Here is a 14,850-nt window from a genome sequence, read left to right as displayed (position 1 = left end):
TTTTTAATCTTTTTTGATGAGAATGGAAGAACGTGTTGGCCTTTCAAGTGGCGTTATATTAATAATAAAGTAGCTTATGATTAGTATGAGGATAATTAATGAATAAATTAACGTATTTAGAGGATGATCATGCTCCACAATAATTAATCGAATCATCGCTGTGATACCTATATAGATAAAATATCGAAGTGGAAAATGGTAATCCTCCTTAAAATATTTAATGATCATTGTGATGAATTCGAAATATAAAAAGAAAATAAGTATATTGGCAAGGAATAGTTTATAATCGCCATCTTCTTTAGCAAATAGTAATATTTTAAGAAACTCAATTAGCTCCTTAAATAACAAAAAACAGAGAATCAGTGCTAATAGTACAAGGCAAACATTGAGAAATAGCTGTAGAGATTTTGGCACAGCTTTAATGAGCTGTAAATAAGTTGTATTTTTTTGATTCATCCAATTCCTCCAATCGCGTTTTGTAAATACATCATCATATGGTTGAGTAGTAGTGTATTATGATATAAATATAACAATTTGTCGTAAATCTTTTCTTTGTTTTTTGTAAAGATTTGGTATATTTTTACGAAAGAAAGTTTTCAAAATAATTTAGTGGTATGCTAAAATAGATGTGCATGAATATAAAAATATAAAAGGGGTTTTTAAAATGGCAAAAGCTGCAAAAACTGATGCGAAAATTACACCAGAACGTTTAGAAGAAGCGTTAAATGTTCGTGATCGACTTATTATCGAGCTACTGGTACAAGTACTTGATGAAAAGCTAGTAATTGAGCGTCCTGTATTACGTGAACGTCTAGGAAACCTTGTAGATCTTGCTGATCACGATGCAGAGCTTAAGGAAACAATCCACGCAGTAATTAACAAACTATAATGTAAAGAGGAATGCTACGGATATGCGTAGCATTCTTTTTTATAGTATTTATCATGTAAAGCGTTCTACCAAGTCGTACATACGCTCTGCCTCTGTATGAAGCTCCATAGAGGAGTGCATGATAGATGTCACTGCTGACTTTTGTTCGTCAATAGAAGCGTTAATTTGTTCGGTAGCTGCGGCAGATTGTGTAGCTACACTTGCTATTTCATTGATGGCGTTCATCACGACTATTCGATTTTCTGCCATGTCATTCATTCCTTTGTCTAAAGAAACAAGGTGCTTTGTAATGTCATGAATGGAGTCTGTTAGGAAAGTAAAGGCTCCCATTACTTCCGTAATCGACAATGCCTGATTTTGTGACAGTTGGAGCGTGTGTATCATTTTTGAATCTGAATTAGCGGTATCGACCTCAATACGCTGTAATAGGTTTCTAACCCGATTAGTGGCTTCATTCGTATCCTCGGATAAATGGCGGACTTCCTCAGCTACGACAGCAAATCCTTTGCCATGTTCACCTGCACGGGCTGCTTCAATACTTGCATTTAGTGCTAATAGATTTGTTTGTTCAGAAATGGATGTAATTGTTTGTACGACTTGATGAATTTCTTTCATTTGGCTCGTCAAACTTGAGAAAGTTGTTCTTAATTCCTCAATCACTTGCGTAAACTCACTTGAATTTTGAAGTAATACATCTACTTTTTGTCTACCGTTTTCTTGAGATTGATTAATGATATTCATATTTTCTGTAATCTCACTATATTTATCTGTAGCATTTGAGATAAGTGAGGATAGTGTTTCTACTTTACTAATGGCCATTTCTGCTTCCTCAGCTTGTACTACAGCTCCCTTAGATATATCATTGATGGCTTGATGAATTTCATCAGCAGAAGCAGTTGTCTCCTCAGTAATTGCACTCAGCATTTCTGAAGAAACGCGCATTTGGGACGCACTATCCTTTGTATTGTTGACCATTTCGTGTAAGCTATGTTTCATATTATTCACGTTACTAGCTAGTATACCTAGTTCATCTTCTGTAGTAACAGGTATGTCATCACCAGTTAGCTTGCCTTTAGCAATATCAGATGTAATGACCATAATTTTTCGTATATAGGTTGTCATTCGTCCAGAGAAGAACCAGAAGAGTGATACACCAATAATCGTTGCAAGGATGGTCATGCCTAGTGTGTAGTATAAAACATTATTCGTACCTGCATTAAAGTCCATTTCGTATGTACCAGCTGCTATAATCCAGCCCCAATGCTTGTCCTTTTCTACATAAGTAATCTTAGGCGCAACGATATCAGGATTTGAGGGAAGGGCCCAATCATAACGTACATATCCTCCTCCAGCATTTGCTGCTTCAATCATTTCTCGTACAAAATAGCGCCCATCCTCTGTTTGTAAATCTGAAATATTTTGTCCTTCTAGAGATGGATGAGTTTCAACGATACCACTATCTTGGAAAGCGTAGAAATAAAAATTATCTCCATATTTAACCGGATTATCAATAGATCTTTTGTTATCTTCAATTTTATTACCAACGATCTGTGTTCTAGCACTTTCCTGAGCTTCTTCTAACGTTAATTTCCCATTTTGAACTTGAGTATCTAACTGGGCAATTAGTTCAAGTATGCCAAGTGTGCCATTTTTAAGACTATCTCGACCTACCTGATCGAGTTCTCCTTTCACCACCATATAATTGACTGTTCCAACTAGTCCTGTTGATAGTAGAATAACTATAATAGCAAGGCTAACAAGTTTATTACGTACTGATTTCATAAGATACAACCCCCGTTCCTTCATTCCTTCAATATAGTTCTATTATAATATATAATTTTTTAATAAAATAGAAAATTCTGAAAATAAATACCGTATTTTAAGTGAAATATGTCCCCAAAAAAATCCCCCCAACCAAGAGAAAAACAGCTCTTAATTGGGGGGATGTTGAAGCTTAATATAGCGGGTTTACATCAATTAGTACACTTTGTCTCCATTAAAAATAGAGTTCTTCACGATTACATAATCAACATTGCGAATAGCCTCTAGCTTTGTGCCACCAGCATATGAAATAGATGACTGTAAATCTTGTTGCATCTCGATTAATGTATCTTTGATGCTACCTTTATGTTCAACGTACATTTTCTTACCTTCGACGTTTTTACGTTCGCCTTTTTGGAATTCAGAAGCAGAACCGAAGTATTCCTTCACTGTTCTACCTTCGATTTCGATTGTTTCACCAGGTGACTCTTCATGACCAGCGAATAATGAACCGATCATTACCATTGAAGCACCAAAACGTACAGATTTAGCGATATCTCCATGTGTGCGAATGCCACCATCAGCAATAATTGGTTTTGTAGCAGCCTTTGCACACCAACGTAGTGCAGCTAGTTGCCAGCCGCCAGTACCAAAACCTGTTTTGATTTTAGTAATACATACTTTACCTGGTCCAATCCCAACTTTTGTTGCATCTGCACCAGCATTTTCAAGCTCACGCACCGCTTCAGGTGTCCCTACATTACCTGCAATGACAAAGCTTTTTGGTAAATGCTTTTTAATATGCTGAATCATACGAATAACAGCATTTGAATGACCATGTGCAATATCAATTGTAATAAAATCAGGTACCAAATTAGCAGCTGCTAATTCTTCGATAAATGTATATTCCTCTTCTTTTACACCAACGCTAATAGAAGCAATTAAGCCATTTCCTTGCATTTCTAGAATAAAGTTTCGACGAGTTTCTGGTTGGAAACGGTGCATGATGTAAAAGTAACCGTTTTCAGCAAGTTTCTTAGCAAGATTTTCATCGATAATTGTTTGCATATTTGCAGGTACTACTGGAAGTTTAAAAGTGTGACCACCTAAAGTAACAGAAGTATCACATTCTGAACGACTTTCTACAATACATTTTGCGGGAATTAGTTGAATATCCTCATAGTCAAATACGTTATCCATTATATACACTCCTAAAATACGAATATTTTTTAAGATTTAATTTAAATTGTTCGCCATTTGGTAATTTACATGATTTTTGAGTAAATGTCAAAGCTTTTGTGAAAATAAATAAAAAATTTAAAAAGAAAGGAGCAAACTTACTTTGAAGATGAAATATTCTAGTTATAATTTGTGTTAAGTTTTGTAATCCATGTACAATAGAATTGTTTCAATAAATGACAAAGGAGTGTTGAAAATGGCAGTAGAGGTTTATTTGAATTTTAATGGAAATTGTCGAGAGGCAGTTGCGTTTTACGAAGACGTTTTTAATACGGACAAGGCTGAAATTATGACGTTTGGAGAGACACCACAAAATCCAGACTATCCATTACCAGAAGAAGCAAAAGATCTTGTCATGCATACACGACTTATTGTATTCGGTAGCAGAATTATGTTCTCAGATACATTTCCAGGCATGCCATTTTCCACAGGGAATAATGTCACATTAGCTGTTGTCTCCGATGATGAAGAGCAAATGCGTCAAGCATTTGATAAGCTTAAAGAAGGTGGTAACGTGAGAATGGAGCTTCAAGAAACATTTTGGAGCAAATGTTACGGCTCACTTACAGACAAATTTGGCGTTGAATGGCAATTTAGCCATGAGGTAAAAGAATAATTAAATAACAAGATAAAAGCACGATGATAGGGCTAAACCAAATATCATCGTGCTTTCTTATTTAGTAATTAAAACGATCTACATAGCCTTGTAATTCATCAGCCATATCAAGCAATGTTTTAGCAGAAGAGGCTATTTCCTGCATGGAAGATAATGTTTGTTCCGTTGAAGCGGCAACCTCTTCAGATGCAGCTGCGTTTAGTTTTGCATGATCTGACAGTTCAATAGCTGTTGCGGATACCTCTTCTACAACGGCAGACATTTCTTGTGCTGAAGCTGATATATCCTCCATTTTAGGAGCAATTTCTCGAAGACTTCCAACGATACTTGTAAATTTCTTTTTCGTATCCTCGGATAACTGTAAACCTTCTTGAACGTCTGCAGAAGCTTTCGTCATCGTTTGTACAGATTTAGCTGTATCTTGTTGTATGCCTGTAATCAGGGTAGAAATTTGCTCTGCTGATTGATGAGATTGCTCCGCTAATTTACGTACTTCATCTGCTACAACTGCAAAGCCTTTACCGTGTTCACCTGCTCGTGCGGCTTCAATAGCGGCATTAAGAGCAAGAAGGTTTGTTTGGTCTGAAATAGCGCTAATAATTTCTATAATGGAGCCAATTTCTTTTGTACGATCAAATAGGGATTTAATCATCGTATCGGATTGAGCCACAGAATCATGAATGGATACCATTTGATTAACAGTGTGCTCAACAGATTGACTACCTTCTTCCGCTAATTGGATGGCCTGGCTGGATAGGTCTGACACTTGTAGGGCACTATCTGCTACCTCTACAACACCCTTTGCAATCTCCTCAATAGAAACAGCATTTTGATCGATTCCTGTTGTTTGCTTTTCCGTACTAATCGCTACCTGTTGCATAGCCACTGTCACTTGCTCAGATGCGGCGATATTTTGCTCAGCATTTGCTGAAAGACCTTGTGCCGAGGTTTGAACGTGTTGAGAGCTTTGATCAACATTGCGGATCAGTCTTTTTAAGCTAACTTTCATTGATACAAATGCCTCAGCAAGCTGTCCTATTTCATCTTTCGTATGAATGTCAATATACTCTGTCAAATCACCTTCACTAATTTTCAGAGCACTTTGCTGTAGTTGTTTAATCGGATTAACAATAGATTTAATCATTGAGAGCATAAAGATAATACCAACAATAATAGAAATACCAATAATGAGTAATGTAATAGTAAAGGTTGAGGTAGCAGCGTTAGTAGCCTCTGCAATGAACATTGTACCGATTATCTTCCAACCTGTGATTTCATTTGTTTCAAAGCGTAAATGACGATCACCTTCAGTAATCATACCTTCCGGTTTTTCGTAAACTTTTGAAACATATTCTTCTGTTGCCTCTGTGCCACTTTCCTTATCCTTTTGAGCAATATATAACTTATTATTATCTAGCAGAGAGGCAAAGCCTGTTTCTCCAATACGTGTTTGATCTGTCAGTGCACTTAGAAGAGAGATATTTAAATCTAAGGCAATTACGCCAGAATCATCAGGAAGAGCTTGCATAACTGTCACAACGATGTTATTTGTTGATTTTGAGATGTATGGAGAAGTGATGGATACATGTCCTTTATTATCAATGGCTTCTATATACCAAGGACGTTTCCGAGGATCATAATCACTTGCATAGTCATGGACAGGTTCATCAATGATTCGCCCATCAGCAGTCCCTATATATACTAGTTCCACTTCAGGGTGTGTATTTATATATTCCTGAAAAAGACCTTTTAATTCAGTTTTTTTATCATCTTGTAAATAAGACTGATTTATTTTCTTGGCAAAATATTCGATATCATGAACTCTAGGAGCAATTGTATTGGTAATATTACTATTAAGCATACGCACACTTTCCTTGGCGCTTGCTTGCTGCTCTTTTAGTATTTGATTTTTGGTACTTTTAAAGGAGGTATACCCGATTAAAAGTGCGGGAATGAGAAGTATGACTAAAAATGCAAAGATGAGTTTCTTTCTTAAACTAATTCGTTTCATATAGTATTCCTCCTTAAACGACATTATTGAAGTGTAATACAATTAACTACGTGATTGGTTTTATTACACTAGTAGTCTCCTAAGTCGTTCAAATGTTTAATCTGATTCTAAGAGGAAAATGAATAATAATCAACACAATTTTCTGAAAAATCTGGAAAATAAAGTTATGTAACGCTATTATTTGTAGAAAAATATCTTATTTTGTAATTTCCTATCTTTTTGGAATAGAAAAAATCTGAGTTCAATACTTTCTTGAACTCAGATCTAGCAGTTAAATAATTAATATTTAAAACGATTGACATAACCCTGCAATTCATCCGCCATATCAAGTAGGGTTTTGGCAGACGAAGCCATATCTTGCATAGAAGATAAAGTTTGTTCCGTGGAAGCGGCAACTTCTTCCGTAGCAGCAGCATTTAATTTTGCGTGATCGGAAAGTTCAATAGCGGTCGCTGACACTTCTTCTACAACAGCAGACATTTCTTGAGCAGATGCTGAAATATCCTCCATTTTCGGCGCGATGTTCCGAAGACTTTCAATAATGCTCTCGAATTTTCTACTTGTTTCTTCTGTCAATTGTAAGCCTTCTTGAACATCTGTCGACGCTTTGACCATTGTCTCTACAGATTTTGCCGTATCCTGCTGAATAGTAGTAATGAGCGCAGAAATTTGCTCTGCTGACTGATGTGATTGCTCTGCTAATTTGCGTACTTCATCCGCCACTACTGCGAAGCCTTTGCCATGTTCTCCTGCTCTAGCTGCTTCTATAGCAGCATTTAGTGCTAGTAAATTTGTTTGATCTGAAATAGCACTAATCATTTCTAAAATGGAGCCGATCTCTTTCGTGCGATCATAGAGTGCTTTAATCATTGTATCTGATTGTGTTACAGAATTATGGATAGAATTCATTTGATGTACAGTTTGTTTGACAGATTGTCCACCTTCTTCTGCCAATTGGATAGCATGGCTAGAGAGGTCAGAAACCTGCATGGAACTGTCTGCCACTTCAACAACGCCTTTAGCAATTTCTTCAACTGAAATGGCATTCTGATCAATACCTGTTGTTTGTTTTTCTGTATTACTTGCCATTTGGTGCATGGCATCAGCCACTTGCTCTGAGGCAGCGATGTTTTGTTCTGCATTAGCAGATAAATTTTGAGCGGCTGTTTGGACATGTTGTGAGCTTTGATCAACATTTCGAATTAATTTTTTTAAGCTCACCTTCATAGAGATAAAGGCTTCTCCAAGCTGACCAATTTCATCTTTAGAATGGATTTCAATAAACTCCGTTAAATTACCGTCACTAATTTTTAATGCGCTTTGCTTCAATTGATTAATTGGGTTAACAATAGACTTTATCATAAAGAGCATGAAAATAACGCCAACGAGAATGGAAACAATAATGATAATTAAATTTATATTCAATGTGGATGCTGCAGCTTTTGCAGCTTCCGCAGTAAACATTGTACCAATTACTTTCCAACCCGTTAACTCATTCGTAACAAATTGTAAGTGACGGTCTTTTTCAATGATAGTACCGCTTTCCTGCTCATAAATTTTTGTTATGTAGCTTTCCGTTGCCTCTGTACCACTTTCTTTATCTGGCTGAGCAATGTAAATTTTATTGTTATCTAAAAGAGAAGCGAAGCCCGTTTCTCCAATACGTATATTATTCGTAATGTCACTTAATGTAGAAATATTTAGATCTAATCCTAATACGCCAGAACCATCTGGTAATGCCTGAGTAATTGTAATGACAATGTCACCTGTAGATTGTGTAACATATGGTGCAGTAATTGAGGTCTTTCCATTATTAGCTAAAGCCTGCTTATACCAAGGTCTTGTCCGAGGATCGAAGCCATCAGGATACTCTTGAACAGGCTGATCAAATAGTTTGCCTTCAGCAGTCCCAATATATATCAAATCTACTTCAGGGTGCATGTTGACATACTCACTTAATAATGACTTGAGTTCTAAAATGCTATCATCTTGAAAGTAGGTTTCCCTAAATTTTTGTGAAAAATATTGTACATCTTTCAATTTGGGTTCAATCATGTTTGTAATATTGGAATTTAGAATGCGTACACTTTCAGTCGCACTTGCGCGTTGTTCCTCTGAAATTTGTTGTTCAGCACTTTGGTAAGATACTATTCCAATCAATAGTGTTGGGATGAGAAGCATGGCTAAAAACGAAAAAATAAGCTTTTTTCTTAAACTTAGTTGTTTCAATTGTATTATCCTCACATAATGTTTTATTCTATACTTTTCCCTTAAAGGTAAATAATACTCATTCTATCAGAAATAAAAGAAAAGTTAAGTACTTTGAATTAATTATTTCCTAGTAATATATATCATTATCAATTGTTCGAAATTTCCCTAAATTGATGGCGTTAGAAGCTATATAAAGCCGCTTTTTGATGTATACTAATGCTCAAAAGAGGAGGGAATGAAGTCATGATTCATCAAATTGGACAAGTAATGTTATATGTTAATGATCAAGATGCAATTGTAAAGTTTTGGACAGAAAAAGTAGGGTTTGTCGTCATTTCTGAACAGGAAGAGGCAGGCATGCGCTGGATTGAAATTGCACCAACTAAGGAAGCTCAAACATCCTTTGTGCTTCACAACAAAGAAATTATTGCTAAAATGCAACCTGATCTAAATTTAGGAACACCTTCTATTATGTTTTACGCTGATAAAATTGAAGAGATGTACCAAGATTTTCAGGCAAAGGGCGTTAAAGTAGGAGATCTAGTCATCATGCCAATGGGTAGGGTTTTTAACTTTGCTGACCCTGAAAATAATTACTTTGCCTTGGTTGAAAAGAAAAAGTAAATAACGGAATCTGCTTGTTTTTTGTTAGAGTTAAGTAAAAATGAGCAGATTCCTGTTTTAGCTTATTTAATAGCTAGATTTGTCGTCTATGATAAATCCTCACCAAAAATACCAACTGTTTGTCGATCTATTGTAAATTCATGACCACTCCATTTTAAAATATTTTCTACATAGCCTAATCCATCAGCATGATATCTACCTGCAATTTCTTGATATCCTAAAATTTCATACGTTCCATCTCGGTCGTAATCAACAGGATATAGTCCTCCAAAAGGATCTACCCAGCCTTCAATCGGTTGCTTCAAGGTGCCATCTGGATTATAAATTTCAGCTAAGTAGTCAGCTCCTTTATACTGTAAATCAATTGTGTATTTAATAGCAGGATTAAAACTCTGAACAACAGCCTTATAATGATCTACATAATTGACCTTATATTTAAGTTTATTATTAAAAGACTCTGCATCAAAGATGGAACGAACTTGATTGTTGATGGAGGAAAAAATCTCACCATTAACAATTCCACCGCTACCTCCTGTATCAGACACAACAAGAATATCCTCAATATGATTACCAGTAAAATCGCCCAAAAAAATAGTCGGATTATAGCCCATATTCTGTTTCAATGGAATTTGCTCCATTTGTCGTGTTTGACCATAAAAAATAGACAGTGTTAGATTTCTCCATAAAGGACTATCAGGCTGTTTAGTGCCCATTAAAAAAATGGTTTCAAAAAAACCATCCCCGTTAATATCTCCAAACTTAGTTTGAATAACTTGTGGAGCCGAATGGGTTATGATACCACCGTTTAGTGGTGAATTTAAATTATTGGTCATATATGCACCTCTTTCATTAGTCTTAGCATATGTTGTAAGAAAAGCTTGGTGCATAAATCAAAGGTAAAAATTGAAACTTTGTAATACATATTAAACTTACGAAAAAACTTGAATTTCACCCATTGACATTTTCTAAAGCGAAAAGTATTATAAGTGTCAACGAATCAGAAAATTCAGTACCAAATAGTATCTCACTACATTCATGTAGCAAGAGATTTTTTTTCATTATCAATCCTTAGTAAATTTATACGATTTATATATATTGGGAAGAAGGAGATTCATTTGAAGAATTTATTTGTAAAAACAGAGCGACAACGATATTGGTTAGATCAGCTAGCTGCTATAGCTGAGCCAATCAAGGCAGAGGCTGTTGAGGTGGATGAGCAATCTCGTTTTCCGTTCGAAGCACATCGGTTACTTTTACAAATTGGCTATCCTCAACTTACTTTACCGAAACAATATGGCGGAGAAGGGTTATCTGTCTATGATATGGTCCTTGTACAAGAGACGCTAGCAAGCTATGACGAAAATGCCTCTCTTTCCCTTGGGTGGACATTAGGTGTTGTTGGTGAAATTTATGAAACTAAACTATGGACTGATGATCTATTAATAGCTTTTGCTGAAGAAATAAAGAGAGGTGCCATGATTAATAGAGCTGTTAGTGAGGCGGCAACAGGTAGCCCAACGCGAGGAGGGCGGCCAGGGACAAATGCCATTTCTACTAAAGGTGGCTGGCTAATAAATGGGCGTAAGATTTTTACGACTGCATCTCCGGTGCTCGATTATTTCCTTACCTCCGCTTGGATTGAAGAAAAGCAGCAAGTTGGTTTCTTCCTCATTCATAAGGATTCAGCAGGTCTATCCATTGAGGAGAATTGGGAGATGTCTGCAATGCGAGGCACAAGCAGCCACGACCTTGTGTTAAAAGATGTGCTTATTGCAACAGAGCATTTAGTAGAGTTACCAAGTCATCCGAGTGGTGGCAAGATAAATGGCTGGATACTCCATATCCCAGCAACTTACTTAGGCATTGCACAAGCAGCTCGTGATTATGCTATTCATTTTGCTAATCACCATCAACCGAATAGCCTGAATGCGCCAATTAGTACGTTGCCAAACGTACAACAGCTTTTAGGAGATATTGAATTAAAGCTCCATCAAGCACGTTTTGTCTTATACGGAGTGGCTGAGGCTTACGATGATCCTGCTAGACGTGGACTAATAACAAATGAAATGGCCATTGCTAAACATACAGTAACGAACATGGCAATAGATATAGTCGATAAAGCGATGCGTGTAGTGGGGGCGAAAAGCTTGCAACTATCCAATCCATTACAACGTTATTACCGCAATGTTCGTGCAGGGCTTCATAATCCACCGATGGATGATATGACGATTATTAAATTAGCGACTGCCGCTATTGAACAGCAGAAAATATGTGAAAATCTATCATTAAATCACATGAAAAATAAGGAGAAATGACATATGAAGAAGAATAAGATTTTTCAATTTGCAGCAATTGGTTTAGCTTCTATCGCATTATTAGCAGGTTGTAATTCAGGAGAGTCTGCAGATAAAGATGCGGGTGATGGCGAAAAGGTACGTACAGTAAAAGTAGCCTACGATCAAGCGTCAAAGCCTATTAGTTACATTGACGATAATGGAAATCCAACTGGTTATGATGTAGAAGTAATGAAATTAGTAGATGAATTGTTACCTGATTATCAATTTGAGTATGTGGGTACAACAAGTGATGATTTATTAATTGGTGTGGAGCAAGGGAAATATCAAGTAGGGGTTAAAAACGCATTCTTTACTCAGGAACGTACAGAGAAATTTATTTTCCCGAAGGAATTCTTAGGTTTAAGTAGCGCAGGTTTAGTTTTGCGTAAAGAAGATGAAGGCGTGAAAACATTAGCAGATTTTGCGAAAAAGGGCTATTCTTTAGCACCAATTGCTGCAAATAATGCTCAATATACAATTATCGATGAATATAATACGGCAAATCCAGATAATAAAGTAAAACTTGAGGCTGGTGACGCATTTACTGTTGATGTAGTGCAGTGGGTAAATGAAGGTCGTGTTGATGGTGGTGTCATGATTGAAGGACCATTTAAACAACAAGTACTTGCAGAAGATGGCCCATATTATAACCTAAAAGATGACGTTGTCTATAACGAATTTGCTGTTATAAAAACATGGCCACTGTTCAATAAAAAAGAGCAGGAATTTGCTGACGCTTATGATAAAGCAATAGCTCAGGTTAAAGAACAAAAGAAAACAAATGAATTAAGTACAAAATTCTATGGCCGTGATTTATTTGAAGTACTGGAAAACGTAAATCGTTAGTTTAAATCGGAACGAATAGTAAGGCTGTTGAGTCAGTAATGCTCAGCAGTCTTTATTCATAAAAACAAAAGTTGGTGAGGAAATGGATAAATATTTTGACGCAACCTACATTTGGAACGCAATCCCAGTGTTATTGCCATTTTTAAAAATTACGTTCTTAGTTGCAGGGTCCTCCATTATCTTAGGTACCCTATTCGGCTTATTGCTGGCGGCAGCTAAGCTATCTTCAGTCAAGTGGCTAACTAAATTCGCCAATCTGTATACAACGATTATGCGTTGTACACCCTCCATTGTTTTGTTATTTCTTGTTTATTATGGCGTCCCAGCATTAGCAGAAAATGTTGGTCTTAATCTCCATTCAATTGAAACGGCCATATTTGTTGTCGTAACGTTCACCTTACAATTCGCGGCAATCATGTCAGAGGTGATACGGTCTGCCTACTTAGCCATTCCAAAAGGGCAGTTTGAAGCAGCCGTTAGTGTAGGGCTAACACCATTCCAAGCCTATCGTCGAATTATTTTTCCACAGGCACTGGTTGTTGCTTTACCAAACTTTGGAAATGGTATGATTGCTTTATTACAAGAAGGTGCACTCGCTTATACTATTGGTCTAATTGATATTGTAGGTAAGGCAAATCTAATTATAGCAAGTAACATCAATGCTCATGCCTTAGAAATTTATATTGCATTGGCTATTATTTATTGGGTGTTATCAATTATTATAGAAAAAATATTTACTATATTAGAAAAGGTATTTGGTAAGGGTAAGAAGACCCTAGAAACAACTTAAGGAGGCGTGAAGGTGAATTATCAATTTTTACTAGAAACATTTTTCGTAGCTTTGTCTGGTGTTCCTATCGCGCTCCTAGTGACAGTTGTTGCTTTGGTGATAGCTTTGCCACTGGGGTTTTTGTTAGCACTAACTAGGATCAATAAAATTCCAGTTATCCATCACCTAGCGAAGATTTATGTTTCTTTTGTTCGAGGAACGCCGATTATAATACAAATTTTCATTATCTATAGCAGTATACCGTTAATGTTAAAAATTATTTTTGAAAAATATCATATTGCGTATGATATTTATAAAATCAATCCAATTTGGTATGCGTTTATTGTATTTGCATTCAGTTCAACAGCCATTTTAATTGAGGTCTTTCGATCGGCGTTAAGTACCATTGAAAAGGGGCAACTAGAGGCTGCACACTCAGTAGGTTTGTCAACATTCCAAGCATATACTCGAATCATCATTCCACAGGCATTAGTAGTGGCATTGCCGAATATTTGCACAGCTACTGTTAATCTCATTAAAGCTACATCGCTAGGCTACGCAATGTCGCTTCCGGAAATTACACTGAAGGCAAAAGTAGCGGCAAACGTTGGCTACAATTATGTAGAGGCCTATTTGGATATCTTTATTGTGTACTTAATTTTATGTAGTACGGTTGAATACCTGTTTAAGCGCTATGAGAAATATTTAAGCAAATACAAAATGGCAAATGTCTAAGGGGTGAATTAGCATGTTAGAAATTAAAAATATTCATAAATCATTTGGTGGCAATGAAATTTTAAAGGGTGTTGATTTAGCTATTGATAAAGGGGACGTTGTTGTTATTTTAGGTCCCAGTGGTTCAGGAAAAACAACATTATTGCGTTGTATCAATTTTTTAGAGAAGGCTGATCAAGGCCGTGCGACATTTGGAGATATTCAAGTTGATTTTCAACATGTAAAGAAAAAAGACGTGCATGCAATTCGCCAACGTGTCGCATTTGTCTTTCAAAACTATAATCTATTCACTAATAAAACGGCATTAGAGAATGTAACGGAAGGGTTAATCATTGGACGTAAAATTCCTAAAGCACAGGCTGTGGAAATTGGTAAAAAGGCACTTGATAAAGTAGGTTTATCAGACAAATATGATGCCTATCCGAGTCAGTTGTCAGGAGGTCAACAGCAACGTGTTGGTATTGCACGAGCTGTTGCTTTGAATCCTGATATTATTTTATTTGATGAACCAACGTCCGCACTTGACCCTGAATTGGTAGGTGAGGTTCTACAGGTCATGAAAAATATTGCAGCGGAGGGTACAACAATGCTTGTAGTAACACACGAAATGGGCTTTGCCAAAGATGTTGCCAATCGCGTAATTTTCATGGATGGAGGAGTGGTTGTAGAGGAAGGTAGCCCTCATGATATTTTCGTCAGCCCAAAAGAGGAGCGAACGAAGAAATTTTTAAAACGTGTCATTCCAGAAGACTATACGTTCTATATATAAAACAGCAATCGAACAGGAGAATCTGTTATTTACAGATTCTCCTG

14 protein-coding genes are annotated in these 14,850 nt (G+C 36.4%); 8 read left to right on the top strand and 6 right to left on the bottom strand.

What is annotated here, in order from left to right; genetic code table 11:
- Positions 1–3: 3 nt before the first annotated feature.
- Entirely contained in the window at positions 4–456 is a 453-nt protein-coding gene (gene psiE, locus LCP48_RS23080) for a phosphate-starvation-inducible protein PsiE (protein WP_004233484.1), read from the bottom strand.
- A 208-nt stretch (positions 457–664) separates the two neighbouring features.
- Here psiE and LCP48_RS23075 point away from each other — a divergent pair, with 208 nt between their 5' ends.
- Positions 665–889, top strand: a complete 225-nt coding sequence (locus tag LCP48_RS23075) for a hypothetical protein (protein ID WP_004233486.1) — start codon at positions 665–667, stop codon at positions 887–889.
- A gap of 51 nt (positions 890–940) precedes the next feature.
- Here the strand turns inward: LCP48_RS23075 and LCP48_RS23070 are convergent, their stop codons facing one another.
- Together LCP48_RS23070 and guaC are read right to left on the bottom strand one after the other, a co-directional pair.
- A complete protein-coding gene (locus tag LCP48_RS23070) occupies positions 941–2,671 on the bottom strand; it encodes a methyl-accepting chemotaxis protein (RefSeq protein WP_202342463.1) in 1,731 nt (576 codons plus the stop codon).
- Between the two features lie 195 nt (positions 2,672–2,866).
- Positions 2,867–3,850 (bottom strand): GMP reductase, encoded by a 984-nt coding sequence (gene guaC / locus LCP48_RS23065; protein ID WP_004233490.1) that lies wholly within the window; start codon positions 3,848–3,850, stop codon positions 2,867–2,869.
- Positions 3,851–4,085: 235 nt separating this feature from the next.
- On the opposite strand from guaC, the gene LCP48_RS23060 reads away from it, so the two are divergent.
- Positions 4,086–4,505: a VOC family protein gene (locus tag LCP48_RS23060; protein WP_004233493.1), complete on the top strand. Its 420-nt coding sequence runs from the start codon at positions 4,086–4,088 to the stop codon at positions 4,503–4,505.
- Positions 4,506–4,566: 61 nt separating this feature from the next.
- Here LCP48_RS23060 and LCP48_RS23055 read toward each other — a convergent pair whose 3' ends face one another.
- Both LCP48_RS23055 and LCP48_RS23050 read right to left on the bottom strand, forming a co-directional pair.
- Entirely contained in the window at positions 4,567–6,516 is a 1,950-nt protein-coding gene (locus LCP48_RS23055; RefSeq protein WP_009373958.1) for a methyl-accepting chemotaxis protein, read from the bottom strand.
- A 279-nt stretch (positions 6,517–6,795) separates the two neighbouring features.
- Positions 6,796–8,745, bottom strand: a complete 1,950-nt coding sequence (locus tag LCP48_RS23050; RefSeq protein ID WP_225340537.1) for a methyl-accepting chemotaxis protein — start codon at positions 8,743–8,745, stop codon at positions 6,796–6,798.
- A gap of 225 nt (positions 8,746–8,970) precedes the next feature.
- Here LCP48_RS23050 and LCP48_RS23045 point away from each other — a divergent pair, with 225 nt between their 5' ends.
- On the top strand, positions 8,971–9,351 hold the full coding sequence (locus LCP48_RS23045) for a VOC family protein (protein WP_004233502.1): 381 nt from the start codon (positions 8,971–8,973) through the stop codon (positions 9,349–9,351).
- An 86-nt stretch (positions 9,352–9,437) separates the two neighbouring features.
- Here LCP48_RS23045 and LCP48_RS23040 read toward each other — a convergent pair whose 3' ends face one another.
- Complete coding sequence (locus LCP48_RS23040; protein WP_004233507.1) at positions 9,438–10,184, bottom strand: hypothetical protein; 747 nt, start codon at positions 10,182–10,184, stop codon at positions 9,438–9,440.
- 282 nt (positions 10,185–10,466) lie between these two features.
- On the opposite strand from LCP48_RS23040, the gene LCP48_RS23035 reads away from it, so the two are divergent.
- From LCP48_RS23035 to LCP48_RS23015, 5 genes are all read left to right on the top strand, one after another.
- Complete coding sequence (locus LCP48_RS23035; protein ID WP_004233509.1) at positions 10,467–11,666, top strand: acyl-CoA dehydrogenase family protein; 1,200 nt, start codon at positions 10,467–10,469, stop codon at positions 11,664–11,666.
- A 3-nt stretch (positions 11,667–11,669) separates the two neighbouring features.
- Positions 11,670–12,533 (top strand): transporter substrate-binding domain-containing protein, encoded by an 864-nt coding sequence (locus tag LCP48_RS23030; protein WP_004233511.1) that lies wholly within the window; start codon positions 11,670–11,672, stop codon positions 12,531–12,533.
- Positions 12,534–12,615: 82 nt separating this feature from the next.
- Complete coding sequence (locus tag LCP48_RS23025) at positions 12,616–13,323, top strand: amino acid ABC transporter permease (protein WP_004233513.1); 708 nt, start codon at positions 12,616–12,618, stop codon at positions 13,321–13,323.
- Between the two features lie 12 nt (positions 13,324–13,335).
- Positions 13,336–14,037 carry an amino acid ABC transporter permease gene (locus LCP48_RS23020; protein ID WP_004233514.1) on the top strand — a complete coding sequence of 234 codons (702 nt, stop codon included), beginning with the start codon at positions 13,336–13,338 and terminating at the stop codon, positions 14,035–14,037.
- A 13-nt stretch (positions 14,038–14,050) separates the two neighbouring features.
- Positions 14,051–14,806 carry an amino acid ABC transporter ATP-binding protein gene (locus LCP48_RS23015; protein WP_009373959.1) on the top strand — a complete coding sequence of 252 codons (756 nt, stop codon included), beginning with the start codon at positions 14,051–14,053 and terminating at the stop codon, positions 14,804–14,806.
- Positions 14,807–14,850 lie beyond the last annotated feature (44 nt).

The sequence above is a fragment of the Lysinibacillus capsici genome (assembly GCF_020217405.1).
GTDB classification, from domain to species: Bacteria; Bacillota; Bacilli; order Bacillales_A; family Planococcaceae; genus Lysinibacillus; species Lysinibacillus capsici.
The sequence above is the reverse complement of the archived record's forward strand: the minus strand, read 5'-3'. Positions and strand labels throughout refer to the sequence as shown.

Bases quoted from the DNA above. Each gene is read 5' to 3' on its own strand.
- psiE (WP_004233484.1), bottom strand. From the start codon at position 456: ATGAATCAAAAAAATACAACTTATTTACAGCTCATTAAAGCTGTGCCA.
- LCP48_RS23075 (WP_004233486.1), top strand. From the start codon at position 665: ATGGCAAAAGCTGCAAAAACTGATGCGAAAATTACACCAGAACGTTTA.
- LCP48_RS23070 (WP_202342463.1), bottom strand. From the start codon at position 2,671: ATGAAATCAGTACGTAATAAACTTGTTAGCCTTGCTATTATAGTTATT.
- guaC (WP_004233490.1), bottom strand. From the start codon at position 3,850: ATGGATAACGTATTTGACTATGAGGATATTCAACTAATTCCCGCAAAA.
- LCP48_RS23060 (WP_004233493.1), top strand. From the start codon at position 4,086: ATGGCAGTAGAGGTTTATTTGAATTTTAATGGAAATTGTCGAGAGGCA.
- LCP48_RS23055 (WP_009373958.1), bottom strand. From the start codon at position 6,516: ATGAAACGAATTAGTTTAAGAAAGAAACTCATCTTTGCATTTTTAGTC.
- LCP48_RS23045 (WP_004233502.1), top strand. From the start codon at position 8,971: ATGATTCATCAAATTGGACAAGTAATGTTATATGTTAATGATCAAGAT.
- LCP48_RS23040 (WP_004233507.1), bottom strand. From the start codon at position 10,184: ATGACCAATAATTTAAATTCACCACTAAACGGTGGTATCATAACCCAT.
- LCP48_RS23030 (WP_004233511.1), top strand. From the start codon at position 11,670: ATGAAGAAGAATAAGATTTTTCAATTTGCAGCAATTGGTTTAGCTTCT.
- LCP48_RS23025 (WP_004233513.1), top strand. From the start codon at position 12,616: ATGGATAAATATTTTGACGCAACCTACATTTGGAACGCAATCCCAGTG.
- LCP48_RS23015 (WP_009373959.1), top strand. From the start codon at position 14,051: ATGTTAGAAATTAAAAATATTCATAAATCATTTGGTGGCAATGAAATT.